The sequence below is a fragment of the Streptomyces sp. NPDC006261 genome (assembly GCF_040613515.1).
GTDB lineage: Bacteria > Actinomycetota > Actinomycetes > Streptomycetales > Streptomycetaceae > Streptomyces.
This window is the reverse complement of record NZ_JBEXSI010000011.1, coordinates 111,002-135,939: the sequence shown is the minus strand read 5'-3', so window position 1 is coordinate 135,939 and position 24,938 is coordinate 111,002. Positions and strand designations below refer to the sequence as shown.

Sequence of the window (24,938 nt, the reverse complement as noted above, 5' to 3'; positions counted from 1 at the left end):
TTGACGACAGGCCCTGCGTTCGACGTCCGAAAACCGCGAGTGCGGCAGCGGCGGCTGCCGCACACTGGACGGTGTGATGGACGAACGGACCAGGTACGAGGCGGTGAGCAGCCGCGACGCACGGTTCGACGGCGCGTTCTTCTTCGCCGTCGTGACCACCGGCATCTACTGCCGGCCGAGCTGCCCCGCCGTCACCCCCCGGCGCGCCAACGTGCGCTTCTACCCGACCGCAGCCGCCGCCCAGGCGGGCGGCTTCCGGGCCTGTCGGCGCTGCCGCCCCGACGCCGTGCCCGGCTCCGCCGAGTGGAACGTACGCGCCGATGTCGTCGGCCGGGCCATGCGGCTGATCGGCGACGGCGTGGTGGACCGCGAAGGCGTCCCCGGCCTCGCCGGGCGGCTGGGCTACAGCGCCCGGCAGGTCCAGCGCCAGCTCAACGCCGAGCTCGGCGCCGGACCCGTCGCGCTCGCCCGCGCCCAGCGCTCCCACACCGCCCGGGTGCTCCTCCAGACCACCGGCCTGCCGGTCACCGAGATCGCCTTCGCGGCCGGGTTCGCCAGTGTCCGCCAGTTCAACGACACCATCCGCCGGATCTACGCCCGCACCCCCAGCGCCCTGCGCGCGGAGGCCGGGACGGGGCTCGGCGGGGGCCGGGGCGCGGGGCTGCGGGCCGGGGTCCCGTTGCGGCTCGCCCATCGGGGCCCGTACGCCACCGGCGCCCTGTTCGACCTGCTGGGGGAGCGGGCCGTGGCCCGGGCCGAGGAGATGGCCGGACCGCCGGGGCGCCGCACCTACCGGCGTACCCTGCGGCTGCCGTACGGGACCGGGATCGCTGCCGTCGACGAGGCCTCGCCCGGACCGTGGCTGGAGGCCCGGATCCACCTCACCGACCTGCGCGACCTGACCACCGCCGTACAGCGGCTGCGGCGACTGTTCGACCTGGACGCCGACCCGTACGCCGTCGACGAGGCCCTGGCCGCCGACCCGCGGCTCGCCCCGCTGGTCGCCGCTCGTCCCGGACTGCGCTCGCCGGGAGCGGCGGACCCGGAGGAGGAGGCCGTACGGGCGCTGGTGGGGCGGGAGCGGGCCGCGGAGCTGGTCGAGCGGTACGGGAAGGTGCTGGACGTGCCGTGCGGCGCGCTCACGCATGTGTTTCCCGAGCCGGGTGTCCTGGCCGGGGCCGTCCCGGAACCCGCTCTGCGCGGTCTGGCCGCCGCGCTCGCCGGCGGGGAGCTGCGGCTGGACGCGGGGGCCGACCGGGAGGAGGCGGCACGGGCGCTCGGCTCGCTGCCCGGAGTGGACCGGCGATCCGCCGCGCTGATCCGGATGCGGGCGCTCGGGGATCCGGATGTGGACCCGTACGGGACACCGGGGGCCGAGCGGTGGCGGCCGTGGCGTTCGTACGCCGTACGGCATCTGGAGGCGGCCGTCCGTCAGCCCCGGAGCAGCACGCCCAGCCAGGCCCCGGCCACCAGCAGGCAGGCGAACAGCTCCACCAGCACCGCGTAGCCCGTCGCCCGCATCACCGAGCGCGCCGATGTCCAGCCCGCGCCACGACTGCCCAGCCGCAGCCGCTCCGTCCCGTAGATCGCGCCCACGAACCCGGCGATGCCGCCGACCACGGGCACCACGAAGAACCCCACGATCCCGGCGACCCCGGCGATCATGACCGTCCGGCGGGGCGCGCCCGACTCACCCGGGCGGCGCGGCGGCAGCAGCGGCTTCAGGGCCTGGTTCACCAGCATGAGGGCCGTTGCGCCGATCAGGACGCCCCAGGCCGTCGGGGTCATGTCCGTCAGCGCCCACCACGACACCGCCGCCCAGACGATCGCCTGGCCGGGCACGCCCGGCACCAGGACCCCGACCAGGCCCAGCAGCATGACCAGGCCCACGCCGACGAGCTGCCACACACCCATCCGACCAGCCTGCCGGAGAGCGCACGGCTTCGCGCGTCAGCGCACACCCGCGACCTGCGCCGACGGCGGCCCGGTCGGAGCGGAACGGGCGACCCAGCCCCGCTCGTACGCATGCCAGCCCAGCTGGAGCCGGGTGGAGACCCCGGTCAGCTCCATCAGCCCCTTGACCCGGCGCTGCACGGTCCGCAGGCCCAGCTCCAACTGCTTGGCCACGCTGGCGTCGGTCAGCCCGGCCAGCAGCAGCGACAGGATCTCCAGATCCGTCGGATCGGGCCCTGCGCCGTCCTCGCGCACCCCGCAGCCGCCCTCACCGAGCCGCAGCGGCATGGCTTCCCGCCACACCGCCTCGAAGAGACCCATCAGCGACTCCAGCAGCCCGCTGGCGTGCACGACCAGGGCGGCGGGTTCGGCGCCGTGCGAGGTCAGCGGCACCATCGCCGTGGTCCCGTCGGCGATCACCAGCTTCGTCGGCACCCGGTCGACCACGCGGCACTGCTCGTCCCGGCTCAGCGCGGCCGACAGCTCCAGGATCCCCGACGGCAGCGACAGCACCTCGCGCTCGACGACCACCCGGTAGGCCACCCCGCGCGAGGCCGCCCGCTCCTCGGACCCGTTCTCCACGCCGGTCACCGCGACCGGCTTGCCGGTCACCAGGGCGCACACCTCGGACGCAGCCCCCAGCTGCAACTGGTGGAAGCGCTGGGCGACCGCCGCCGACCCGGTCACCACCTCCACCAGATCGTGTACCTCGGGCTCGCTCGCCTCCGCCCGGTACTCCGCGGCCAGCAGCGCCGACGCCAGCTCCGCCTGCTCCAGCTCGTGGCGCTGCTGGATGAGCAGGGCGCCCAGCGCCACGCCCGGCGGGGCCGCCACCCAGCGGCCCGGGCGGGCCGAGGACTGTGCGGCCAGACCCTGCTGCTCCAGCCGCCGCAGCACCCGCTCGGCGTCCGCCTCCGGGAGGGACAGCCGGTGCGCGAGATCGGAGAGCTCCGCCGCCCCCGCCCCCACCAGCGCGCGGTACGCGGCTTCCTGCCTCTCGTCGAGACCTAGTGCCCCCAGCATCTCCCGACCCTCCCCGGGTGTGGTGATCGCGCGTCGCAGCGCCCGTTCCGGCCGGCCGGCCGTGGCGGAAAAGGGCCACGGCATAAAGCCGCCGCGCACATCATCCCCTGTCTCCCTGGCCCCTCTGCCAGTCTTGCGCCACTGCGGCACCGACAACCTGCGCATCCGATGATCACACCGACCGGTCCGCCGGGCGTCCTTCCCGTGGGGGGGTGGGGCTGCCCGGCGGACCTCATGTACGAGCCACTTTTTCCTGATGTCCCGTTTTCGCGCGGCCTTCGCGGTGGACAATAAGGGCATGAGTCAGCAGGGGGAGAAGCCCGCCGCCCATGAGGACGACTGGTGGCGGAAGCTGTACGACGAGACCGCGCCGGACACCGGTCCGAGCAGTGCGCCCGACAGCCTCGACGACCGCTTCGACTCCGTGTCGGACACGGTGAGCCGGGCGGTGGGCCACCAGCGGGAGGCCGGCCCGGAGACGGCCGGGGACGCGCACGCCTGGCCGGATCGCGCTCCCGATCCCGGGCGGAGACCCGCGCCGGACACCCAGCCCGCGGAGGAGCTGCCGGCGGAGCCGAAGCCGCAGGCACGACAGGCGGAGGGGCGGCAGCCGGAGCCGAGACAGGACCCCCGCACGGCCTGGGACCCGCCCCGGGAGCAGGCGCCGGACGAGGAGCCGGAGCTGACGTCGTACGAGGCACCCCGCCCCGCGCGGGCGCAGTCCCCGCTCCCCGCTCCCACCGCCGTCCCCGGCCCCCGTAACGCCCTCCCCCCTCCCTGGGAAGCGCCCACCGGCCCGCCCGGCCCCCGCACCTTCGCCGTGCCGAAGCCGCCCGCGCCCGAGCCGCCGCCCGCCCCGCCCGCAGCCGGACCCGCCACCGTGCCCGACCCCAGCGCCCTGCACGGACTTCCCCCGGACTGGGCCGCGAGCGACGCCCCGGCCGATGGCGGAGGCGGGGCCCGGCCCCTCGTCGACCACCTGGGAGACCGACCGCCCACCTACGACGCCGAGCCCGCCGCCCTGCCCGGCGCCACCTCGGAGAACCTGGAGGCCCTGGTCCCCGACACCGTGCTGGACGGCGCCCGGTACGGCACGTACACCCTGCGGGCCGCCTCCGTCCGCGGCGACTCCGCCCGGTTCCGCGGTGAGCCCCGGCGCGACGCGCTGCTCACCGCCCGGTTCGGGGCGGCGGAGAGCGCCCTCGTGCTCGTCGCCGTGGCCGGGGGCGTACGGGCCGGCGAGGGGGCGCATCTCGCGGCGGCCGACGCCTGCCGCTGGATCGGCGGCGCGGTGGCCCGCAGTCACGCCCGGCTCTCCCAGGACATAAGGGCGGGGCGCCGGGCCGACCTGAAGTCGGGGCTGCACCGGCTCACCGACCGGACATACGGCAAGCTCCGGGCGCGGGCCGCCGAACTCGGCCTGGAACCGGGGGAGTACACGACCAGCCTGCGCTGCCTGCTGCTCTCCGCCGACCCCGACTGCCGTACCCGGGTCTTCTTCGGCGTCGGCAGCGGCGGCCTGTTCCGGCTCCGCGACGGGCTCTGGCAGGACCTGGAACCCGCGATTGCGCAGGAGCACTCCTCATCCGGTGGAGGCGTGAGCGAGGAGGGGCCGGACGGAGACCGGCTGACCATGGACCTCCAGATCACCACGCCCCCGTCCCCGTACAGCGACGGCCCCGCCCCGCCGCCCGCCGAACTCTTCCGCTTCCGGGCCTCCGTGGCCCGCCCGGGCGACACGCTGCTGCTCTGCAGCAACGGGTTCGCCGAGCCGATGCGCGGCGAACCGGAGCTTCCCGACGAGCTCGCCGAGCGCTGGGGTCCGCCGGGGCCGCCCGGACTGCCCGCCTTCCTCGCCGACACGCAGCTCCGGATCAAGGGGTACGCCGACGACCGCACGTGCGCGGCCGTCTGGGAGGCGTAACCGCGCACGCCATGGGTTGATGGACTCCGCAGGCCGTACATCCGGCCGATGTTTCGGCCTCCGGAGTCCGGACAACCGACAGTGCACGGAGCACGGGGCAAGGGAAGGGCGCGCACCCATGGCCAAGCAGAACGTAGCGGAGCAGTTCGTCGACATCCTCGCCAGGGCGGGCGTCAAGCGCCTGTACGGCGTCGTCGGCGACAGCCTGAACCCCGTCGTGGACGCCATTCGGCGCAACTCTGCCATCGACTGGATCCATGTCCGGCACGAGGAGAGCGCCGCCTTCGCGGCCGGAGCCGAGGCGCAGACCACCGGGAACCTGGCGGCCTGCGCCGGCTCCTGCGGGCCGGGCAACCTGCACCTCATCAACGGCCTGTACGACGCGCACCGCTCCATGGCACCGGTCCTCGCCCTCGCCTCGCACATCCCCTCCAGCGAGATCGGGCTCGGCTACTTCCAGGAGACCCATCCGGAGCTGCTCTTCCAGGAGTGCAGCCACTACAACGAGATGATCTCCAACCCGGAGCAGATGCCACGCCTCCTCCAGAGCGCCATCCAGCACGCCATCGGCCAGGGCGGCGTCAGTGTCGTGACGATGCCGGGCGACATCGCCTCCAAGCCCGCCCCCGAGAAGACCGCCGAGCACGCCCTGGTCACCTCACGGCCCACCGTGCGCCCGGGGGACGACGAGATCGACACGTTCTGCCGGATGGTGGACGAGGCCGAACGGGTGACGTTGTTCTGCGGCAGCGGCACCGCGGGCGCGCACGCCGAGGTGATGGAGTTCGCCGAGAAGGTGAAGTCCCCGGTCGGGCACGCACTGCGCGGCAAGGAGTTCATCCAGTACGACAATCCGTATGACGTCGGCATGAGCGGGCTGCTCGGCTACGGCGCCGCGTACGAGGCGACCAATGAGTGCGACCTGCTGATCCTGCTCGGCACGGACTTCCCGTACAACGCGTTCCTTCCGGACGATGTGAAGATCGTCCAGGTCGACGTCCGCCCCGAACACCTGGGCCGGCGCTCCAAGCTGGACCTCGCGGTGTGGGGCGATGTGCGCGAGACGCTGCGCTGTCTGACGCCCCGGGTGCAGCCCAAGAGCGACCGCAAGTTCCTCGACCGGATGCTGAAGAAGCACGCCGACGCGCTGGAGGGTGTCGTCAAGGCGTACACCCGCAAGGTCGAGAAGCACACCCCGATCCATCCCGAGTACGTCGCCTCCGTCCTCGACGAGATGGCGGACGAAGACGCGGTGTTCACCGTCGACACCGGGATGAACAACGTATGGGCCGCTCGCTATCTGACGCCCAACGGCAAGCGGCGGGTGATCGGTTCCTTCTCCCACGGTTCGATGGCCAACGCGCTCCCGCAGGCGATTGGCGCCCAGTTCGTCGACCGGAACCGGCAGGTCGTGGCGATGTCGGGCGACGGCGGATTCTCCATGCTGATGGGCGACTTCCTCACCCTCGTCCAGTACGATCTGCCGGTGAAGGTGGTGCTGTTCAACAACTCCTCGCTGGGCATGGTGGAGCTGGAGATGATGGTCGGCGGGATGCCGGCCTACGGCACCACCAACAAGAACCCGGACTTCGCCGCCGTGGCCCGCGCCTGCGGGGCGTACGGGGTGCGGGTCGAGAAGCCCAAGCAGCTGCAGAGCGCGCTGAAGGACGCCTTCAAGCACAAGGGACCCGCGCTCGTCGACGTGGTGACCGACCCCAACGCGCTCTCCATCCCGCCGAAGATCAAGGCCGACATGGTCACCGGCTTCGCGCTCTCGGCGAGCAAGGTCGTGCTGGACGGCGGCGTGGGCCGGATGCTGCAGATGGCCCGCTCCAACCTCCGTAACGTGCCCCGTCCTTGACGGGCTCCCCGCTCCTGGTGCGCCCCCGGCGCTGCCCCGAGCGCCTCTGAAGGCGTACAGGGGGAGAAGTCTCCCCGTGCGCCCCCCGCTGCCTCTGCCTGTGCCCTTCTTGCCGGACCGACAAGCGTGACCGTGTGCGTACAGGGGCATGCATCCCGTGAGGCCGTTCGACGGATGGCCGGGACAGGGGAGGTCCGATCGCTGTGCGGGCGGGGGAAATGGTGAAGCGTCAGAAGAGGGCTCAGGCCGGCGAGGGGCGCGGTCCTCAGGGGCGGAGACCGGGCGTGACGGCGCAGCAGCCGGCCCGGATGCGCCGCAGGGTCGGTCATACGGAAAGGTCGGCGGTGGGGGAAGTCCGGCGCGAGCTGCGGGAGTTCCTGCGACAGCGCTCAGGCCCCGAGCAGGTGGAGGCGGCGGAGCTGCTGCTGAGCGAGCTGGTGACCAACGCGCTGATCCACACCCGGCACGGGGCCGTGGTCACCGCGACGGCGACGCCCGCGGCGCTGCGGGTGGAGGTCCAGGACTTCGAGGCGGACCTGCCCGCGCCGTACGTACCGAACGCCGACGACGGTACGCACGGCCGGGGGCTGATCCTGGTGCAAAGTCTGGCCGACGCCTGGGGAGTCGAGGCGCGGGCCCTGGGCAAGGTGGTCTGGTTCGAGCTGCGCGGTGAGAGGGTCTGAACAGCTGCCCTCGGACGCCTGTCGAGGTCTCTCACCGCGGTGCGTGCGGGTCATGAACCCGCGCGCTCAGCCGAACTGCTGCTCCAGATCCTTCAGTTTCTGTTCCAGCGAGTCGAGCCGGGGGAGTGTCTGGGTGTCGTCCTCAGTGGTGAGGTCGACCGGCCGTGCGTCACTTCCCGGGTTCGAAGGGCCAAGGCTCTTCGAGCTCGAACCGTCCGCCGGCTGCTTCGGGCCGACGGCTTGCAGGGATGGCCGGGGTCGCAGAGGCAGCTGACCCGGCTCTGCTATGGCAGGCTCCGCGACGGGCGGCGCCGCGCCCCCCGAAGCCGGGGCGAGGGCCGGGACGTCCACCTGGTGGCCCAACCGGCCGCCGCGGCCCCAGGCCCGGTTCTGCCGGTTCAGGGCTTTGATGCGGGCCCGGTCCAGCTTCTCCTGATCGCGCCGGCGCAGCCGGTCCTGTTCCCGCTCCCTGCGGTCCTCCCGCACCTCGTCCACCGCCTCGTCCAGCGTGCGGACGCCCTCCAGGAGCATCAGCGACCAGGCGCCGAAGGTCTCCCGGGGGGCCCGCAGCCAGCGGACGATGCGGATCTGCGGCAACGGACGGGGCACCAGGCCCTGTTCGCGCAGCGCGGCCCGGCGGGTCTGCTTCAGGGCGCGGTCGAAGAGCACCGCGGCCGAGAGGGACATCCCCGCGAAGAAGTGCGGGGCACCCGCGTGGTCCACGCCCCGCGGGGCATGGACCCAGTTGAACCAGGCGGCGGCCCCGGCGAACGTCCACACCAGCAGCCGGGAGCCGAGCGCCGCGTCTCCGTGGCTCGCCTCCCGTACGGCCAGCACGGAACAGAACATCGCGGCGCCGTCCAGTCCGAACGGGACCAGGTACTCCCAGCCCCCGGTGAGGTTCAGGTTCTGCCGGCCGAAGCCGACGAGCCCGTGGAAGGAGAGCGCGGCGGCGACGGCCGCGCAGCAGAACAGCAGGACGTAACTGGCGGTGGCGTACAGCGCCTCCTTGCGCCTGCGGCGTTCCTCGCTGCGTTCCCAGCTGTCGTCGGCCGCGGCCTTGCCGGCGGCACGCTTGCCGCGTGCGACCACCGTCACCGCCGCCATGACCCCGACGAGCAGCACGGCGCCCGGAAGCAGCCAGTCAAGCGATATGTCGGTCAGTCTCATGCGCGGTCCCTTGCGTCACGTAGGGCGTTTCGTGCGCCATCGTGACGGAATTCCCGTCCCGCTCCGCGGGTTTCGGGACAAGAGCACGCCATGGGGGTGGGAGAGGCTATCGATGGGTGGAATCTTCCCGAACCACCGCTCGGTTCCACCGAGTTGTGTTCGATTCCACGTCATCCGGACGGGCGGTGTGGATGAGGTGCGGATCAGGAAGCGGTGGCGAGCTTCCGTACCCGGTCCGCGTCACAGGTGCGCGGGCAGGTCACACAGGTGTCCTCGGGACGCAGGGTGTAGAAGAGGCAGCAGCTCGCCCGGTCCCGGGTCGGCAGTGACTGCCCCTCGGGTCCGGTCAGCTCACGGAAGCCCGCGGTGCCGACGTACGGCTTCGTGGTGCCGGGGAGCAGCAGCTCCAGCTCGGCCATCGCGCGGCGCTCCTCGCCGAGCAGGTGAGCGATGTACCAGAGGCCTTCGACGATCTCGTCCGTCGCCATCCCCCACAGCGCCCGCTTTCCTCGCCGCATGCGCGGTCCGAACCCCGTCAGCACCGGTTCCAGGTGCTCGGTGAGGGCGGCCAGCACCTCGGCCCGCAGCGCTGCCTCGTCCGGGACCACCCGGGCGCCGGGCAGGGACGCGGCCGGGTCGTCCGGCAGGCAGGCGAACTCGCGGACCCGCACGGTGAAGTGCCCCAGCGCCCGTTGGAAGGCGACGTCCTCGACGGGGATACGCGGCACCCGGCGGTGCAGGAACCAGGGCACGGTCACCAGCAGGCAGGCGGGCCAGGCGTACCGGTGGAGGCCGAAGCTGGCCACCACGTCGGGGCGGGCCTGCTGCCCGTAGTCCCGCAGCACCTGGGCGTTGTCCCAGGCCAGGAAGGTGTCCACGGCCGGTCCGCCGGCGGCCAGCTCGGCCGCGCCGACCCAGCCGGCGCCCAGGGGGGCGGGCACGCCGTCGTCGAGCACATCGGCGCGCAGTCCGGGGAAGACCTCGGTCAGGCGGGCGTACGCGGCGGTCACGGGGGACGTCGCGGCGCCGGCGAGCAGCGGAGTGAGGGTCATGCAGGGACCACCGAATCGGGATCGTTTGCAGGTAAGGCTAACCTTACCCGATGCGATCGATGTTTGAACTGCGGCCTCCTCCCTCTATCGTGCACCGGGGGGCCGGGCGCACGCGAGCCGGCCCGCACGGCAGGCCGAGGAGGTCCGGGTGGAGCAGCGCAGCGCGCGCGAGGGCGTACGGCCGCCGTACGCGCCCGGCGTGTCCGCGGGTACCCCGGCGACCGGCCGGGTGCCCGAACAGACGCGCGTCGGCCGTCCGCAGGACATGGACGGGGCCCGGGGCGAGCACACCCACAGCGAGCCACCCGCCCCGCGTGTGATCCGTCACTCCGTCCGGGGCCAGATCCTTCAGGCCCTGCGCGCCGCCCTCGTCGACGGCGAGCTGACCCCGGGCCAGGTCTACTCCGCCCCCGCGCTCGGCGCCCGCTTCGGGGTCTCCGCGACCCCGGTGCGCGAGGCGATGCAGCAGCTGGCCACCGAAGGCGCCGTCGAGGTGGTGCCGAACCGCGGCTTCCGGGTCAGCGAACGCGGGCCCCGCGAGCTGGCGGAGCTGGCCGAGGTACGGGCCCTGATCGAGGTGCCGGTGATGCTGCGGCTGGCCCGCACCGTTCCGGCGGACCGGTGGAGCGCGCTGCGTCCGCTGGCCGACGCGACCGTCACGGCGGCCGCTGTGGGCGACCGGGCGAGCTACGCCGAGTGCGACCGGATCTTCCACCGCGCGGTCCTCACCCTGGCGGGCAACGAGCAACTGGTCGCGATCGCCGACGAGCTGCACCGCCGCGCGCAGTGGCCGCTGGTCGCGGGCCCCGCCGGCCGCCGGGCCGACCTGCTGGCGGACGCCGCCGAGCACACCGCGCTGCTCGACGCCCTGATCGCCCAGGACCTGGCCGTCGTCCAGGCCCTGGTACGGGAGCACTTCACGGGCGCGGACGGCTGACCGGGCCGCGCGGGCGTGCGCCCCGCCCCCGCCGGCCGGGCGCACGTGCGCCGACCGGTGCTCAGGTGGCCGCTGCCGGCCGCGGCCCCGGGACCCCGATGTGCGGCGCCAGCCACGTCGGCACCCCGCCGAGCAGCCGGAACAGCCGCCCCGCCTCCGCACGCAGCCGGGCCGCCTCCGCCTCGGGCTCGGCCTCCGCCAGGGAGATCAGCGCCGGGGCCGTACCCACCAGGTAGCCCAGCTCCTCGCGGATCCGGAGCGACTCGGAGAAACCGTGCCGCGCCTCGGCCAGCTCACCCTCCTGGAGCGCCAGGGACGCGAGGTGGCGCCAGGTGAAGGAGAGCAGCAGCTCGTCGCCGCGCGCGGCCGCCCCGGCGTGTGCCCTGCGGTACGCCGCGCGGGCCGACTGCGGGGAGTCCGCGATGTACTGGGCGATCAGCCCGCGCCGGAAGTCCAGCAGTGGCCGTCCGGGGGCGGCCGGCGCCAGCAGCGCCGCCGCCCGGCTCAGCGCGACGCTCGCCTCGTCCGCCCGGTCCCGTACGCCCAGCAGGGTCGAGGCGTAGGCGAGATGGCCCCGCTCGCATGCGGCCCCGCCGCGCTCGTCGTCGGTGCGGGCCAGCGCCTCCGCGCTCCGCAGCGCGTCCTCGGCGTCGGTCCAGCCCTCGCCGGTGTAGAGACATCGCTCGGTCAGCAGGGCGGTGCGCTGGAGCGCCGCCGCCGGGTCGCCCGTCGCATGCGGCTCCAGCAGGGCGGCGGCGTCCGTCCAGCAGGCGCGGGACCGCAGCCGCCATACCGCTGTCTGGAGCGGCGGATCGTCATCTGCTGTCGTTCCGGAACCAGACATGGCGGTATCCGCCACATTGCCCTCCCCGAGCGCGCCATTGTGCTGTTGAGTACCGCCGAATCTCAGCACGGAATGGCACGCCGGGCCAAGGGGTCCGACCGATGTCAGGTGAAGGAATTCACAAACAGGGGGAGCGGCCCGCCCTCCGGCGGGGCCCGGGGGTCAGCTCATCCGCAGGGCGAGGAAGAAGTCGAGCTTGTCCTCAAGACGCGAAAGGTCACGGCCCGTCAACTGCTCGATCCGCCCGACGCGGTAGCGCAGTGTGTTGACGTGGAGGTGCAGCCGGGCCGCGCAGCGGGTCCAGGAGCCGTCGCAGTCCAGGAAGGCCTCCAGCGTCTCGATCAGCTCCGCGCGGTGGCGCCGGTCGTAGTCGCGCAGTGGGTCCAGCAGCCGGGCGGTGAAGGCGCGGCGGACGTCGTCGGGGACGAACGGCAGCAGCAGCACGTGCGAGGCCAGCTCGTGGTGGCCGGCCGCGCAGACCCGCCCCGGACGGGCCGCCGCCACGCGGCGGGCGTGCCGGGCCTCCTCCAGCGCGCCGCGCAGCCCTTCGGCCGAGTGCACGGCCGCGCTGACACCCAGTGTCAGCCGCCCGTCGTCGGCGAGCCCCGCCGAGAGCGGTTCGCGTACGGCGGCGAGCAGCGCGTCGGCGTGCAGCGCGGGGTCCTGCGCCGCGGTGGCTTCCGCGGTGTGCGGCCCCTTACCGGTCTCCCGTCCCTTACCGCCCTCGGGCACGGCCGCGTCGTCCGCGTCGTCGCTGGGGCCGCCTACCGTCCCGGGGAGGGGTGCGGGCACGGCCGGCAGCGGTACGAGGGCGATGGCCTCCTCGCCCGTGTGGGCGACGGCGATGCGGTCGGCGGAGTCGGGGCCGCTGACCGCCGGGTCGACGAGGATCTCCTCCAGCAGGGCCTGGGCGACCGGTCCGCCCGCGACATCGCCCGGGACGCCCGCCGGTCCCGCCGTGCCGGCGGCGGTCCAGTCGACCCGGGCCACCACGACCTGCCACTGCGGGGCCACCCCCAGGCCCGGCAGCAGGACCGGGGCGGCGACCCGGAGCCTGGCGGCGATCTCGGCCGGGGCAGCGCCCGCCTGGACCAGCTCCAGGACCTCCTGGGCGAGTCGGCGGCGTACCGTACGGGCCGCGTCACGGCGGTCGCGCTCGACGGCGATCAGCTGGGTGACGCCCTGGAGCAGGTCCAGCCGGGCGGCGGGCCAGTCCGAGGCGTCCGCCTCGACGGCCAGCAGCCAGTCGGAGAGCACCGACTCCCGGACGTCACGGGCGGCCGGGACCGCACCCCGGCCGGCGCTGCGGATGGGGAAGAGCGAATACGTCGTACCGGCGATGGCCGCCCGGTGCGGCCCCCGGCGGCCGGTGCGGGTCGCCGCCAGGTGGTGCCCGGCCAGGGCCGCTCCCAGCGGGCCGGGCAGCGGGGCGCCCGCCCCGGCGATCTGGCGGCCGGTGGGGGAGAGGACCCAGGCCCGCAGGTCCAGGTCGGAGGTGAGGAGGTCCAGGACCACCTCGGGGCCGCCGCCCGCCGGGCCCGAGGTCATCAGCCGGCGGTGCCGGTCCACCACGGCCGCCAGGTCTCCCGCCCGCTCACCGGAGACCTGGCGCACGACATGCTCGGTGATCGTCGCGAACGCCACGGTCTCGTTCACGGCGAAGAGCGGCAGGCGGTGCTGGAGGCACGCCTCCACCAGGTCGGCGGGGACGTCACCGAGCTCCGCCTCGCCCGCCGCGAGCCCGGCCACCCCGGCGCCCGCCAGGATCCGGACGAACGGCTCGGAGTCGCTCGCGTCCCGGCGCCAGGCCAGCCCCGTCAGCACCAGCTCGCCGCCGGAGAGGTAGCGGCTGGGGTCACGCAGGTCGGTCGTCATGACGCCCCGGACCGTGCGGTCCAGCTCGTCCTCGCCGCCGAGCAGCCGCAGGCCCAGCGCGTCGGTCTCCAGCAGTGCGCGCAGCCGCATCTCGTCGCCGCCGATCTTTTCCGTAGGGATGGGAGCAGGTGGGTGAAGCCGGGAAGGGGTGGGGGACCACAGGGGTGAACGGGTACCTGTGAATTGCGGCGAGGTTACTGATGCCCGCCATTCGTTCGAATCTACAAGACGAGGACGGAGACCAGCCAACTCCTTCAGTGTTTCGGTGACTGCACCCACCGGGTCCTGGCTTGTGTACTGGGCCACACACCACATGAACACCACATGAACGAGCCACACGAGCCAGTCGAGGGCCGGCCGTCCCCAGCCCCAGCGAACGACCCGATTGAGAAGAAGAGAGCCACTCATGGACTTCCTTCGCCCCGCCAGCTGGGAGGAGGCGCTCGCCGCCAAGGCCGAGCACCCCACGGCTGTGCCCATCGCGGGCGGCACGGATGTGATGGTCGAGATCAACTTCGACCACCGGCGGCCCGAGTACCTCCTGGACCTGAACCGCATCGATGAGCTGTCCGAGTGGGAGGTGGGCCAGGAGAGCGTAAGGCTCGGCGCCTCAGTCCCGTACAGCGCCATCATGGATCACCTGCGTACCGAACTGCCGGGCCTGGCACTGGCCTCGCACACCGTCGCCTCCCCGCAGATCCGCAACCGCGGCGGTGTCGGAGGCAACCTGGGCACCGCGTCGCCCGCCGGTGACGCCCACCCGGCGCTGCTCGCCGCAGGGGCCGAGGTGGAGGCCGAATCCGTACGCGGAACGCGGCTGATTCCTATCGACGCTTTCTACACAGGCGTCAAGCGCAACGCCCTGGAGCCGGACGAGCTGATCCGCGCCGTGCACATCAGGAAGGCCGACGGGCCCCAGCAGTACTCCAAGGTCGGGACCCGCAACGCGATGGTCATCGCCGTCTGCGCCTTCGGCCTCGCCCTGCACCCCGAGACCCGCACCGTGCGCACCGGCATCGGCTCCGCCGCTCCGACGCCCGTCCGGGCCAAGGAGGCCGAGGCCTTCCTGAACGCCGCACTCGAAGAGGGCGGGTTCTGGGAGAGCGGAAAGATCATCACCCCCGCGCTCGCCAAGCAGTTCGCCGCGCTCGCCTCGGGCGCCTGCAACCCGATCGACGACGTACGGGGCACGGCGAAGTACCGCAGGCACGCGGTCGGCATCATGGCCCGCCGCACGCTCGGCTGGACCTGGGAGCAGTACCGCGGCGCGGGCCGCACGCTGGAAGGAGCTGCGTAACCATGCGAGTCAATTTCACGGTCAACGGCCGTCCGCAGGAAGCCGACGACGTGTGGGAGGGCGAGTCCCTTCTTTACGTGCTGCGGGAGCGTATGGGGCTGCCCGGTTCCAAGAACGCCTGCGAGCAGGGCGAGTGCGGTTCCTGCACGGTCCGCCTCGACGGCGTCCCCGTCTGTTCGTGCCTCGTCGCCGCCGGCCAGGCCGAAGGCCGCGAGGTCGTCACCGTCGAGGGCCTGGCCGACTACGCCAAGCACCGCGAGGACGCCCACCCCGGCGGCGGCTGCGCCTCCGGCGCCTGCGGCACCACCCTGGACGCCGCCAAGCGCTGGCAGTCCAAGCCCACCGACGGCCGGGCCGGCGAAGCCGCCGAGCTCTCCCCGATCCAGCAGGCGTTCATCGACGCCGGAGCCGTCCAGTGCGGCTTCTGCACACCCGGCCTGCTGGTCGCCGCCGACGAACTGCTGGAGAATACCCCCTCCCCGTCCGACCAGGACATCCGTGAGGCGCTCTCCGGCAACCTGTGCCGCTGCACGGGTTACGAGAAGATCCTCGACGCGGTCCGCCTCGCGGCCGCCCGCCAGGAAGAGGCGGTCCAGTCATGACGACGCACCCCGAAGCCACGACGCGGCCCAGCGCCCCGACGCCTCCGAACGCCCGGGCCGTCCCGGCCGGAACCCCCACCAAGATCACCCAGGGTTCGCCCACCAAGGGCGGCATCGGCGAGTCCACGCTCCGCCCCGACGGCACCCTGAAGGTCACCGGGGAGTTCGCGTACTCCTCCGACATGTGGCACGAGGACATGCTGTGGGGCCAGACGCTGCGCTCCACCGTCGCGCACGCCGAGATCGTCTCCATCGACACCTCCGAGGCCCTGGCCACGTCCGGCGTCTACGCCGTGCTGACCTACGACGACCTGCCCGCCGAGATGAAGAACTACGGCCTGGAGATCCAGGACACCCCGGTTCTCGCCCACGGCAAGGTCCGCCACCACGGTGAGCCGGTCGCCATCGTCGCCGCCGACCACCCGGAGACCGCGCGCCGCGCCGCCGCCAAGATCAAGATCGAGTACCGCGAGCTGCCCGTCATCACCGACGAGGCCTCCGCGACCGCTCCCGACGCCGTGCTCGTGCACGAGGGCCGCGACGACCACCACATCGGTCACGTCCCGCACCCCAACATCGTGCACCGCCAGCCGATCATCCGCGGCGACGCCGACGAGGCCGCCAAGCGCGCCGACGTCATCGTCACGGGCGACTACACCTTCGGCATGCAGGACCAGGCTTTCCTCGGCCCCGAGTCCGGCCTCGCCGTGCCGTCCGAGGACGGCGGCGTCGAGCTGTACGTCGCCACCCAGTGGCTGCACTCGGACCTCGGCCAGATCGCCCCCGTCCTCGGCCTGCCCGAGGACAAGGTCCGGATGACGCTCTCCGGCGTCGGCGGGGCCTTCGGCGGCCGCGAGGACATCTCGATGCAGATCCACGCATGCCTGCTGGCGCTCCGTACCGGCAAGCCGGTCAAGATCGTCTACAACCGGTTCGAGTCCTTCTTCGGCCACGTCCACCGGCACCCGGCGAAGCTCCACTACGAGCACGGCGCCACCAAGGACGGCAAGCTCACGCACATGAAGTGCCGCATCGTCCTGGACGGCGGCGCCTACGCCTCCGCCTCCCCGGCGGTCGTCGGCAACGCCTCCTCGCTCTCGGTCGGCCCGTACGTCATCGAAGACGTCGACATCGAGGCGGTCGCGCTCTACACCAACAACCCGCCCTGCGGCGCGATGCGCGGCTTCGGCGCCGTCCAGGCGTGCTTCGCCTACGAGGCGCAGATGGACAAGCTCGCCGCGAAGCTGGGCATGGACCCGGTCGAGTTCCGGCAGCTCAACGCCATGGAACAGGGCACCCTGCTGCCCACCGGACAGCCCTGCGACTCGCCGGCCCCGGTCGCCGAGCTGCTGCGCCGCGTCAAGTCCCGGCCGCTGCCGCCCGAGCAGCAGTGGCTGGCGGCGGGCAGCGAAGGCACCTCCATCGACGTGCGGGCACTGCCCGGCGGGCTCTCCAACACCACCCACGGCGAAGGCGTCGTCCGGGGCATCGGCTACGCGGTCGGCCTGAAGAACGTCGGCTTCTCCGAGGGCTTCGACGACTACTCCACCGCCCGCGTGCGGATGGAGGTCATCAACGGTGAGGCGGTCGCCACCGTGCACACCGCGATGGCCGAGGTCGGCCAGGGCGGCGTCACGGTCCACGCCCAGATCGCCCGTACCGAACTCGGCGTCAACCAGGTCACCATCCACCCCGCCGACACCCGCGTCGGCTCCGCCGGATCCACCTCGGCCTCCCGCCAGACGTACGTCACCGGCGGTGCGGTCAAGAACTCCTGCGAAGCCGTACGGGAGAAGGTCCTGGAGCTCGGCCGCACCAAGTTCGGCACGTACCACCCGGCCTGGGCCACCGCCGAGCTCCTCCTGGAGGGCGGCAAGGTCGTCACCGACGGCGGCGAAGTCCTCGCCGACGTGGCCGACGTCCTGGAGGACGAGGCGATCGACATCGAGCTGGAGTGGCGCCACCGGCCCACCGAGGCGTTCGACCTGCGCACCGGACAGGGAAACGGCCACGTCCAGTACTCCTTCGCCGCGCACCGCGCGGTCGTCGAGGTCGACACCGAGCTCGGCCTGGTCAAGGTCATCGAACTGGCCTGCGCCCAGGACGTCGGCAAGGCGCTCAACCCGCTCTCCGTCCTCGGCCAGATCCAGGGCGGCACCCTCCAGGGCATGGGGGTCGCCGTGATGGAGGAGATCATCGTCGACCCGAAGACCGCGAAGGTGCGCAACCCGTCCTTCACGGACTACCTGCTCCCCACGATCCTCGACACGCCGACCATCCCGGTCGACGTGCTCGAACTCGCCGACGAGCACGCCCCGTACGGGCTGCGCGGCATCGGCGAGGCACCCACCCTGTCGTCGACCCCGGCCGTCCTCGCGGCGATCCGGAACGCGACGGGACTGGAGCTCAACAGGACCCCGGTACGCCCCGAGCACCTCACCGGTACCTGAGAACGGGTACCTGAGAACCGGTACCTGAAGGCCCGCCGGGTGACCTCCCACCGGTCGTCATCCGGCAGCCCCTGAGCGGTCCCCCCCGAACTCTCCGGGCGGTGTGCTGAGCCGAGAACGTCACACTTTTCCGCACCCCGCACCGCCCGGAGACACCAAGCACCGCACCGCTCGCGGTTCTTCGCCGTACGCAGGCGCACAGCAGCGCACGGCAGCGCCTCACGGATCATCCGCGCCGTCGGCACATCCGTATCTGCTTCAACAGTTCGTCCCGGCCGTCCCCGGGTCGTGCAGCCGACGCAGTCATCCCAAATCCCGCATTCAGGAATCTCCAAGCGGGTGCCCCTGTGAACCTTGGGAGTCAGGCATCATGACCCAGCAGTCAGTGGAACCGAAGACCAGCGCGGAGGCCGCGGGCCCCGGCTCGCGCGTCCCCGCCGGCAGATCATGGCTCGACCGTTACTTCCACATATCCGAACGAGGCTCCACGGTCGCGCGTGAGGTGCGCGGCGGCGTCACGACCTTCATGGCCATGGCGTACATCCTCCTGCTCAACCCGCTGATCCTCGGTGGGGAGGACGTCGACGGGAACCTCCTCAGCCAGCCGGGACTGATCACCGCGACCGCCTTCGCGGCAGCGGCGACGACCCTGCTCATGGGCTTCGTCGGCAAGGTGCCCCTGGCGCTCGCCGCCGGACTCAGCGTCTCCGGTGTGCTCGCCTCACAGGTCGCGCCGAACATGACCTGGCCGCAGGCCATGGGCATGTGTGTGATCTACGGTGTGGTGATCTGCCTCCTGGTGGTCACCGGCCTCCGCGAGATGATCATGAACGCGATCCCGCTCGCGCTCAAGCACGGCATCACCATGGGCATCGGGCTCTTCATCGCCCTCATCGGCCTCTACAAGGCCGGCTTCGTCCACCAGGGCCAGGCCACCCCCGTCTCCCTCGGCCCGGCCGGTGAACTCTCCGGCTGGCCCGTCCTGATCTTCTGCGTGACCCTGCTCCTCATCTTCATGCTCCAGGCGCGCAACATCCCCGGCGCGATCCTGATCGGCATCATCGTCGGCACCCTGGTCGCCATCGTCCTCAACGCGATCATCGACATCGACACCAAGGCGTGGAGCAGCGGCCCGCCCGCCCTGGAGGGCAGCGCGGTCGCCACGCCCGACTTCTCGCTCTTCGGCAACGTCGAGTTCGGCGGCTGGGGCGACGTCGGCGTGATGACCGTCAGCATGATCGTCTTCACCCTGGTGCTGGCCGGCTTCTTCGACGCGATGGCCACCATCATCGGCGTCGGCACCGAGGCCAAGCTCGCCGACGACAAGGGCCGCATGCCGGGCCTGTCCAAGGCACTGTTCATCGACGGCGCCGGCGGCGTCATCGGCGGTGTCGCCTCGGGCTCCGGCCAGACGGTCTTCGTGGAATCGGCCACCGGAGTCGGCGAGGGAGCCCGGACCGGGCTGGCCTCCGCCGTCACCGGCCTCTTCTTCGCCGCCTGCCTCTTCTTCACCCCGCTCACCGCGATCGTGCCGACCGAGGTGGCCTCCGCCGCCCTCGTCGTCATCGGCGCGATGATGATGCAGAACGCCCGGCACGTGGACTGGAGCGACCGCTCCGTCGCCATCCCGGTCTTCCTGACCGTGGTCCTGATGCCCTTCACGTACACCATCACCACCGGTGTCGCCGCGGGTGTCATCGCGTACTCCGCCATCAAGCTCGCCCAGGGCAGGGCCCGCGAGGTCGGGGCCTTCATGTGGGGGCTGACGGTGATCTTCATCGTCTTCTTCGCCCTCAACCCGATCGAGAGCTGGCTCGGCGTCCACTGAGGCGCGCCGCCCATCCCCACTTCCCCTTGAGGAGACACGCCATGCTGGACATCGCCGAAGAGCTGCACCGGTGGGTCTCGCAGGGACGCCAGTTCGCCGTCGCCACCGTGGTGGCGGTCGGCGGCAGCGCGCCCCGGCAGCCGGGAGCCGCACTCGCCGTCGACGCCGACGGCACCGCGATCGGATCGGTCTCCGGCGGATGTGTGGAGGGCGCGGTCTACGAACTGTGCCAACAGGCCATCGAGGACGGGAAGTCCGTCCGCGAGCGCTTCGGCTACAGCGACGAGGACGCCTTCGCGGTCGGCCTGACCTGCGGCGGCGTCATCGACATCCTGGTCACACCGGTCCGGGCGGACGATCCCGCCCGCCCGGTGTTCGCCGCGGCGCTCGCGGCTGCCGCCGAGGGGGCGGCGGCCGCCCTGGCCCGCGTCACGGAGGGCCCCGAGGAGCTGCTCGGACTCCCGCTCCTGGTCCGGCCCGACGGGAGTTACGAGGGCGGGCTCGGCGGCCATCCGGCACTGGACCGGACCGCCGCGGCCGAGACCCGCGCCCTCCTGGACGCGGGCCGCACCGGGCCGCTCGCCATCGGCGCGGAGGGCTCCCGCTGCGGCCGGCCGATCCAGCTCCTGGTCGAGTCCAGCGTGCCCCCGCCCCGCATGATCGTGTTCGGCGCGATCGACTTCGCCGCCGCGCTGGTGAGGGCCGGGAAGTTCCTCGGCTACCGGGTCACCGTCTGCGACGCCCGCCCCGTCTTCGCCACCGCCGCCCGCTTCCCCGACGCCGACGAGATCGTCGTCGACTGGCCCCACCGCTACCTCGCGGGGACCACCACCGACGCCCGTACGGTGCTCTGCGTCCTCACCCACGACGCCAAGTTCGACGTCCCGCTGCTGGAGGCCGCCCTGCGCCTCCCGGTCGCCTACGTCGGCGCGATGGGCTCGCGCCGCACCCACCTGGACCGCAACGAGCGGCTGCGCGAGGTCGGCCTCACCGACCGCGAACTGGCCCGGCTGCACTCGCCGATCGGCCTCGACCTCGGCGCCCGTACGCCGGAGGAGACGGCCCTGTCCATCGCCGCCGAGGTCGTCGCGGTCCGGCGCGGCGGCAGCGGCACACCGCTCACCGGGGCCCACACCCCCATCCACCACGACAGCAGCGGACAACCGCTCACCTCGGTGGCCTGAGACACCTGGTCCACACCGGGCGGTAACCGCCACGGCGGCTTCCTGCCAGCTCCGAACACAGCGGACGCCCCGCCTCTACCGGTAGATCACCCGGATCTACCGGTAGATCAGCTGCATGCCTTCTTCGGCGCGGCCGCGGTTCGGGCAGGCTGCTCCCGGTCCCCTGCGGAGTGCCGCTCGCAGCTGGCACGGCAGGGGACACAGGCGAAGCGCAGCTTGTCCCGGGCCATCGCGTGCTGGCCCACAGGAATGACGGTACCGGGACCTGCCCTCGTCCAGCGGCCCCGGGCGCGGGGCCCGGGGTGCACGCCTCCGCTCAGCGCCCCGCCTGCAGCGCTCCCCACGTGGCCGGGCCCACCTTGCCGTCGACGCTCAGGCCGCGGCTGGACTGGTAGTCGCGGACCGCCGTCTCCGTCGTCGGACCGAAGCTGCCGTCGGCGCCCACCGTGGTGCCGAGCGCCGCCGTCAGGGAGCGCTGGAGGCGCTTCACCGCGTCGCCGGAGCTGCCACGGACGAGGGCGGGGGTGGTGCCGGCGGAGAGCAGGGCCGTCCAGGTCTTCGGGCCGACCGCGCCGTCGGCGGTGAGGGAGCGGGCCTGCTGGAACGCCTGGCTGGCGCTCTTGGTGGTCGGGCCGAAGATGCCGTCCGCGGTGCCCGCCGCGTATCCCTGGGCGTTGAGCAGTTGCTGGACGGCCTTCACCTGCGGGCCCGAGGAGCCCGACTGCTGGACCGCGTACGAGGGGAAGGTCAGGCTGTCACCGGGGGTGCCGGGGCCGCCCCCGACCAGCTGCATGTAGTAGTTCCAGTCCCAGTGGACGCCGGGGTCGGTGTGGTCGTTGCCGGGGACCTCGCTGTGCCCGACGATGTGCGTCCGGTTCTTCGGGATGCTGTACCGCGCGGCGAGGTGCGAGGCCAGGGCGGCGGACGAGCGGTACATCGCGTCGGTGAACCAGGCCGGGTTGTCGACCCATCCCTCGTGCTCCAGACCGATGGACGAGGAGTTGGCGCTGCGGGCGTGCCACGCCGTGTCGGAGTCGCGGACCGTCTGGGTGATCTCGCCGTCCGAGGAGCGGATCACGTAGTGGGCGCTGACCTGGGACGCCGGGTTCTGGAACCAGCTGATGGAACCGGCGTACGAGCCCTGGGTGACGTGGACGACCACCTTGTCGATGGTCGCGGTCCGGCCGGTGGCGTAGTTCTGGGAGGAGGCGGGGACCCAGAGCGCCGAGGGGTAGTCGGGGCTCTGCGCGTAGACCCCGGCCGCCGGGACCTCGTCCTTGTCCGGGGCGACCGGGCGGGAGGGCACCCGCACCTCCTCGCCGCCGGGGGCCGTCGCCGTCAGGCCCTGGGCGAGGAACGTGAACACCGTGTCCGCGTAGAGGGCCGCCGCCGGTCCCTCGGCCTCGCTGTACCGGGCGACCGCCGGGTACCAGGCGTTCACGTCGCGCCGCTCCGCACGGTCCAGGCCGAGGCGGTCGGCGTGGTCGCGCAGGACGGCGGCGCCGCCGAGGATGTTCGCCGCGGTGTCCCGGCGCAGCCGGTCGGCCGGTTCGCCGGTCAGCGCCGCGGCCTTCTCCAGCGAGCGGTTGTCGGGGTTGCTCGCCAGGTGCATCACCCCGTAGCCGTTCGCCTGGCTGGGCTTGCCCGCGTGGCCGTCGAGGCGGCTCTCGCCGTAGCCGACGGCGGCCAGCAGATCGCGCGGTACGCCGTACTCCTGCGCCGCCCGGGCGAAGGCGCGGTTCAGCGGTTCGGCGGGCGGGGCGGGGGCGGCGGTCGCCGGCTGGCCGGTGGCGACCAGCGCGGTGACGGTGAGGGCCGCCAGGACGGACGCGCCGGCCCGGGTGCGGGCGGCGACGGGGCTTCTGGGCATGGGTGCTCCTGCTCTGTGGGGAATCTGTGGGGAAATCCGCGGGAGGAGAAGAGAGAAGCCCCCGGCCCGGAGTGAGGGACCGAGGGGCTGCGAGCGCACCCAGGCTAGCGAGGTGAGAAGGGCATGACAATGACGGCCGTGTTGCGGCGTGTCATGCAACCGGCCCGCAACGTAAGGGAGTTGACGGGAAATTAGGGCCTGTCGGGTGACGGGTGCGTCACCCGACAGGGGACGCGATGGGCCGAACGGCCCCGCCCGCGCTACCAGCGGTTCCGGTGGATGACGTCCGCCACCGGGCGGCGCCGGACCGGTCCGAAGTTGCCCTGCGGCCACCCCACCGGAACGGCGGCGAACGTCGCCATGTCCTCCGGAATGCCGAGCTCCTGCTTCCACTCCTGCTCCAGGAACAGGTGCCAGATGGTGATGTTCGCCGCGAGCCCGAGCCCCCGTGCCGCGAGCAGCAGGTTCTGGACGCCGGGGTAGACGCAGGAACCCTCCGCCAGCGCCTGGAACCGCGTCTGAGAGGCCATCATCCGCTCACTCGCCTCCGGGCCGAGCGCCTGCGCGGAGGCGGTCAGCCCCTCCTCGTCCAGCCGTGGCGCCGGGAAGCGGTAGCACGGCACGATCAGCGCGGGAGTGTCGGCGAAGTGGTCGCGCTGGTACTCGATCGCCGCCACCATCCGCCCGTACGCCGCCTCGTCCATGCCCTCCGGCGCGTACTTCCCGGTCGTCGCGAGGTAGGAGTCCACGCACCGCTTCCACAGCGGCGCGAGCCGGGCCATCACCTCGCGGTCGGTCACCACGACGTACTCGTAACACTGCATGTTGCCGCCGCTGGGCCCCCAGACGGCGGCCTGTATGAGCTGGTCGACCGTCTCGTCCGGCACGGCGTCCGGCTTGAGGCGGCGCATGGCGCGCATGGTGGACATGGTGTCGAAGAGAGCGGGGCCGCCGAGGGCGGACGGGTCGGCCTGAACCGTTTTCATGGTCATGATCGCGGAGTCTAGGCAGAACTCCCCACTCACGGCAGGGGGTGCTCTCCTCCGATGCGGCCCGGGGGCCGCGGTGCTCCTCCGCTCCGGGGGCCGTGTGCTCCTCCGCCTCAGGGGCCGCGCCAGAGATTGGCGAAGGCCGAGTTCTCGATCGTCCGCCGCTGACGTACGGCTTCCAGCTCCATCACCGCGTCGTGGACGGCGGTCACCACGGCCGTCACCGCCTCGCCGCCGAGGCCCGGCTCGCCCTCGGCGTCCTCGGCGCTCTCGGGCCGGTCGCCCTCGACGCCCACCGCCGACGCGAGTGCGGCCAGGACGGGTTCCCTCGCCTCCCGGCGCTCGGCCGCCCCGCGCCGGGCGGGCGTGTCGGCCGGTTCCACGCGCTCCGGGCCGAAGGGCAGCCTGCCGCTCCGCTTCCGGGTCAGTTCACCGTCCTCCTCCAGCGCGGCCTGGTAAGCGGCCGAGAGGTCCCGGCCCCGCCGCCACAGCCAGTCCTCGATCAGCTCGTGGGGCGGCTGCCGGGTGAGCAGGGCCGCGGCCTCGCCGAGGAGCCGGTCCTCCGCCGCCGACGGCTCGCCCGGCACGATGCGGTCGTCGTCCACGGTGACGGTCCCCGCGTCGATCAGATCGATCAGCTCGGCTCCCGCGAGGGCGAGCGACAGGTCGCCCTGCCCCACGGAACGCTCCGGCCTCGGATGCATGGTGATGATGAACAGGTCTTTCGCCGTGGTCATGAACGGCTCCTCTCGGAACATCGACAGAGAATCGGCAAGGCTGGGGCGATCAGTATCACGCCGCCCGGGCGGCCGGGCCCGGGTCAGTTCCGCGTCAGCCGGACCACCGGGATGTCGCGCCCGGTGCCCGCCTGGTACTGCGCATAGCGCGGGAACAGCTCCACCAGGCCCGGCCAGACCCGGGCCTTCTCCTCGGCCGGGAGGGTCGCCGCGACGGCCGGGAAGCGCTCGGTGCCCACCCGGAGTCCGACCTCGGGGTTCGCCTGGAGGTTCAGGTACCAGAGCGGCGGGTGGTCCGAGCCGCCGTTGGACGCCACGATCAGGTAGTCCTCGCCGTCCCGCCCGTACATCAGCACCGTCCGCCGTACGACCCCGCTGCGCCGCCCCACGTAGTCCATCAGCAGGCACGGGACCCCGAGCTGGGTCGTGCCCTTCGTTCCGCCGGACGACTCGTACAGCTCGGCCTGCCGGGCCACCCAGCCGGTGGGGCTGACCTCGGCCTCCGCCGTGCCGTCCGCTTCCGCCGCCATGTGCCTCTCCTTCGCCTCGTGCGGTCCGTTCCCTCACCTCGTACGGTCCGTTCCTTCTTCTCGAACGGTCCGTCCCTCCATCCTGCACCCCCGTCCGGCCGCACCGGGGGATTCGTACACCTGGACAGG

20 protein-coding genes are annotated in these 24,938 nt (G+C 72.8%); 10 read left to right on the top strand and 10 right to left on the bottom strand.

Going from position 1 to position 24,938, the window contains the following annotated elements:
• Positions 1–76: 76 nt before the first annotated feature.
• Positions 77–1,507: an AlkA N-terminal domain-containing protein gene (locus tag ABZ154_RS09705; protein ID WP_356830767.1), complete on the top strand. Its 1,431-nt coding sequence runs from the start codon at positions 77–79 to the stop codon at positions 1,505–1,507.
• On the opposite strand, the gene ABZ154_RS09700 is transcribed toward ABZ154_RS09705, so the two are convergent.
• Entirely contained in the window at positions 1,432–1,914 is a 483-nt protein-coding gene (locus ABZ154_RS09700; RefSeq protein ID WP_356830712.1) for a DUF456 domain-containing protein, read from the bottom strand. The two genes, ABZ154_RS09705 and ABZ154_RS09700, sit on opposite strands and share 76 nt — an antisense overlap.
• 36 nt (positions 1,915–1,950) lie before the next feature.
• Complete coding sequence (locus ABZ154_RS09695) at positions 1,951–2,976, bottom strand: helix-turn-helix domain-containing protein (protein ID WP_356830711.1); 1,026 nt, start codon at positions 2,974–2,976, stop codon at positions 1,951–1,953.
• Positions 2,977–3,274: 298 nt separating this feature from the next.
• On the opposite strand from ABZ154_RS09695, the gene ABZ154_RS09690 reads away from it, so the two are divergent.
• The 3 genes from ABZ154_RS09690 (at position 3,275) to ABZ154_RS09680 (ending at position 7,444) form a co-directional block, all read left to right on the top strand.
• Positions 3,275–4,900, top strand: a complete 1,626-nt coding sequence (locus ABZ154_RS09690; RefSeq protein ID WP_356830709.1) for a protein phosphatase 2C domain-containing protein — start codon at positions 3,275–3,277, stop codon at positions 4,898–4,900.
• Positions 4,901–5,018: 118 nt separating this feature from the next.
• A complete protein-coding gene (locus tag ABZ154_RS09685; protein WP_356830707.1) occupies positions 5,019–6,761 on the top strand; it encodes a pyruvate dehydrogenase in 1,743 nt (580 codons plus the stop codon).
• A gap of 308 nt (positions 6,762–7,069) precedes the next feature.
• Positions 7,070–7,444, top strand: coding sequence for an ATP-binding protein (locus ABZ154_RS09680; RefSeq protein ID WP_356830765.1), 375 nt, complete (start codon positions 7,070–7,072; stop codon positions 7,442–7,444).
• A 66-nt stretch (positions 7,445–7,510) separates the two neighbouring features.
• On the opposite strand, the gene ABZ154_RS09675 is transcribed toward ABZ154_RS09680, so the two are convergent.
• A complete protein-coding gene (locus ABZ154_RS09675; protein ID WP_356830705.1) occupies positions 7,511–8,614 on the bottom strand; it encodes a DUF2637 domain-containing protein in 1,104 nt (367 codons plus the stop codon).
• Positions 8,615–8,817: 203 nt separating this feature from the next.
• Entirely contained in the window at positions 8,818–9,666 is an 849-nt protein-coding gene (locus tag ABZ154_RS09670; protein WP_356830703.1) for a (2Fe-2S)-binding protein, read from the bottom strand.
• Positions 9,667–9,814: 148 nt separating this feature from the next.
• Between ABZ154_RS09670 and ABZ154_RS09665 the strand changes: the two genes are divergently transcribed.
• The gene (locus tag ABZ154_RS09665; RefSeq protein WP_356830701.1) at positions 9,815–10,603 is read left to right on the top strand and encodes a GntR family transcriptional regulator; all 789 of its coding nucleotides are present in this window, start codon (positions 9,815–9,817) and stop codon (positions 10,601–10,603) included.
• A gap of 61 nt (positions 10,604–10,664) precedes the next feature.
• Here the strand turns inward: ABZ154_RS09665 and ABZ154_RS09660 are convergent, their stop codons facing one another.
• Together ABZ154_RS09660 and ABZ154_RS09655 are read right to left on the bottom strand one after the other, a co-directional pair.
• A complete protein-coding gene (locus ABZ154_RS09660; RefSeq protein WP_356830699.1) occupies positions 10,665–11,447 on the bottom strand; it encodes a hypothetical protein in 783 nt (260 codons plus the stop codon).
• A 162-nt stretch (positions 11,448–11,609) separates the two neighbouring features.
• Positions 11,610–13,412, bottom strand: a complete 1,803-nt coding sequence (locus ABZ154_RS09655) for a PucR family transcriptional regulator ligand-binding domain-containing protein (RefSeq protein WP_356830697.1) — start codon at positions 13,410–13,412, stop codon at positions 11,610–11,612.
• Positions 13,413–13,728: 316 nt separating this feature from the next.
• Between ABZ154_RS09655 and ABZ154_RS09650 the strand changes: the two genes are divergently transcribed.
• From ABZ154_RS09650 to ABZ154_RS09630, 5 genes are all read left to right on the top strand, one after another.
• Positions 13,729–14,619, top strand: a complete 891-nt coding sequence (locus ABZ154_RS09650) for a xanthine dehydrogenase family protein subunit M (RefSeq protein WP_356830696.1) — start codon at positions 13,729–13,731, stop codon at positions 14,617–14,619.
• Positions 14,620–14,621: 2 nt separating this feature from the next.
• Complete coding sequence (locus ABZ154_RS09645) at positions 14,622–15,221, top strand: (2Fe-2S)-binding protein (protein ID WP_356830694.1); 600 nt, start codon at positions 14,622–14,624, stop codon at positions 15,219–15,221.
• Positions 15,218–17,671, top strand: a complete 2,454-nt coding sequence (locus ABZ154_RS09640) for a molybdopterin cofactor-binding domain-containing protein (RefSeq protein ID WP_356830692.1) — start codon at positions 15,218–15,220, stop codon at positions 17,669–17,671. The genes ABZ154_RS09645 and ABZ154_RS09640 overlap by 4 nt, the downstream gene beginning before the upstream one ends.
• A gap of 370 nt (positions 17,672–18,041) precedes the next feature.
• Entirely contained in the window at positions 18,042–19,499 is a 1,458-nt protein-coding gene (locus ABZ154_RS09635; protein WP_356830690.1) for an NCS2 family permease, read from the top strand.
• 41 nt (positions 19,500–19,540) lie between these two features.
• Entirely contained in the window at positions 19,541–20,683 is a 1,143-nt protein-coding gene (locus tag ABZ154_RS09630) for an XdhC/CoxI family protein (protein ID WP_356830689.1), read from the top strand.
• A 316-nt stretch (positions 20,684–20,999) separates the two neighbouring features.
• On the opposite strand, the gene ABZ154_RS09625 is transcribed toward ABZ154_RS09630, so the two are convergent.
• From ABZ154_RS09625 to ABZ154_RS09610, 4 genes are all read right to left on the bottom strand, one after another.
• Positions 21,000–22,553 carry a peptidoglycan-binding protein gene (locus ABZ154_RS09625; RefSeq protein ID WP_356830687.1) on the bottom strand — a complete coding sequence of 518 codons (1,554 nt, stop codon included), beginning with the start codon at positions 22,551–22,553 and terminating at the stop codon, positions 21,000–21,002.
• A gap of 260 nt (positions 22,554–22,813) precedes the next feature.
• Positions 22,814–23,545, bottom strand: a complete 732-nt coding sequence (locus tag ABZ154_RS09620; protein WP_356830685.1) for a nitroreductase family protein — start codon at positions 23,543–23,545, stop codon at positions 22,814–22,816.
• 110 nt (positions 23,546–23,655) lie between these two features.
• Complete coding sequence (locus ABZ154_RS09615; protein ID WP_356830683.1) at positions 23,656–24,279, bottom strand: GPP34 family phosphoprotein; 624 nt, start codon at positions 24,277–24,279, stop codon at positions 23,656–23,658.
• An 83-nt stretch (positions 24,280–24,362) separates the two neighbouring features.
• Positions 24,363–24,809: a nitroreductase family deazaflavin-dependent oxidoreductase gene (locus ABZ154_RS09610; protein ID WP_356830681.1), complete on the bottom strand. Its 447-nt coding sequence runs from the start codon at positions 24,807–24,809 to the stop codon at positions 24,363–24,365.
• Between the last annotated feature and the right edge of the window lie 129 nt (positions 24,810–24,938).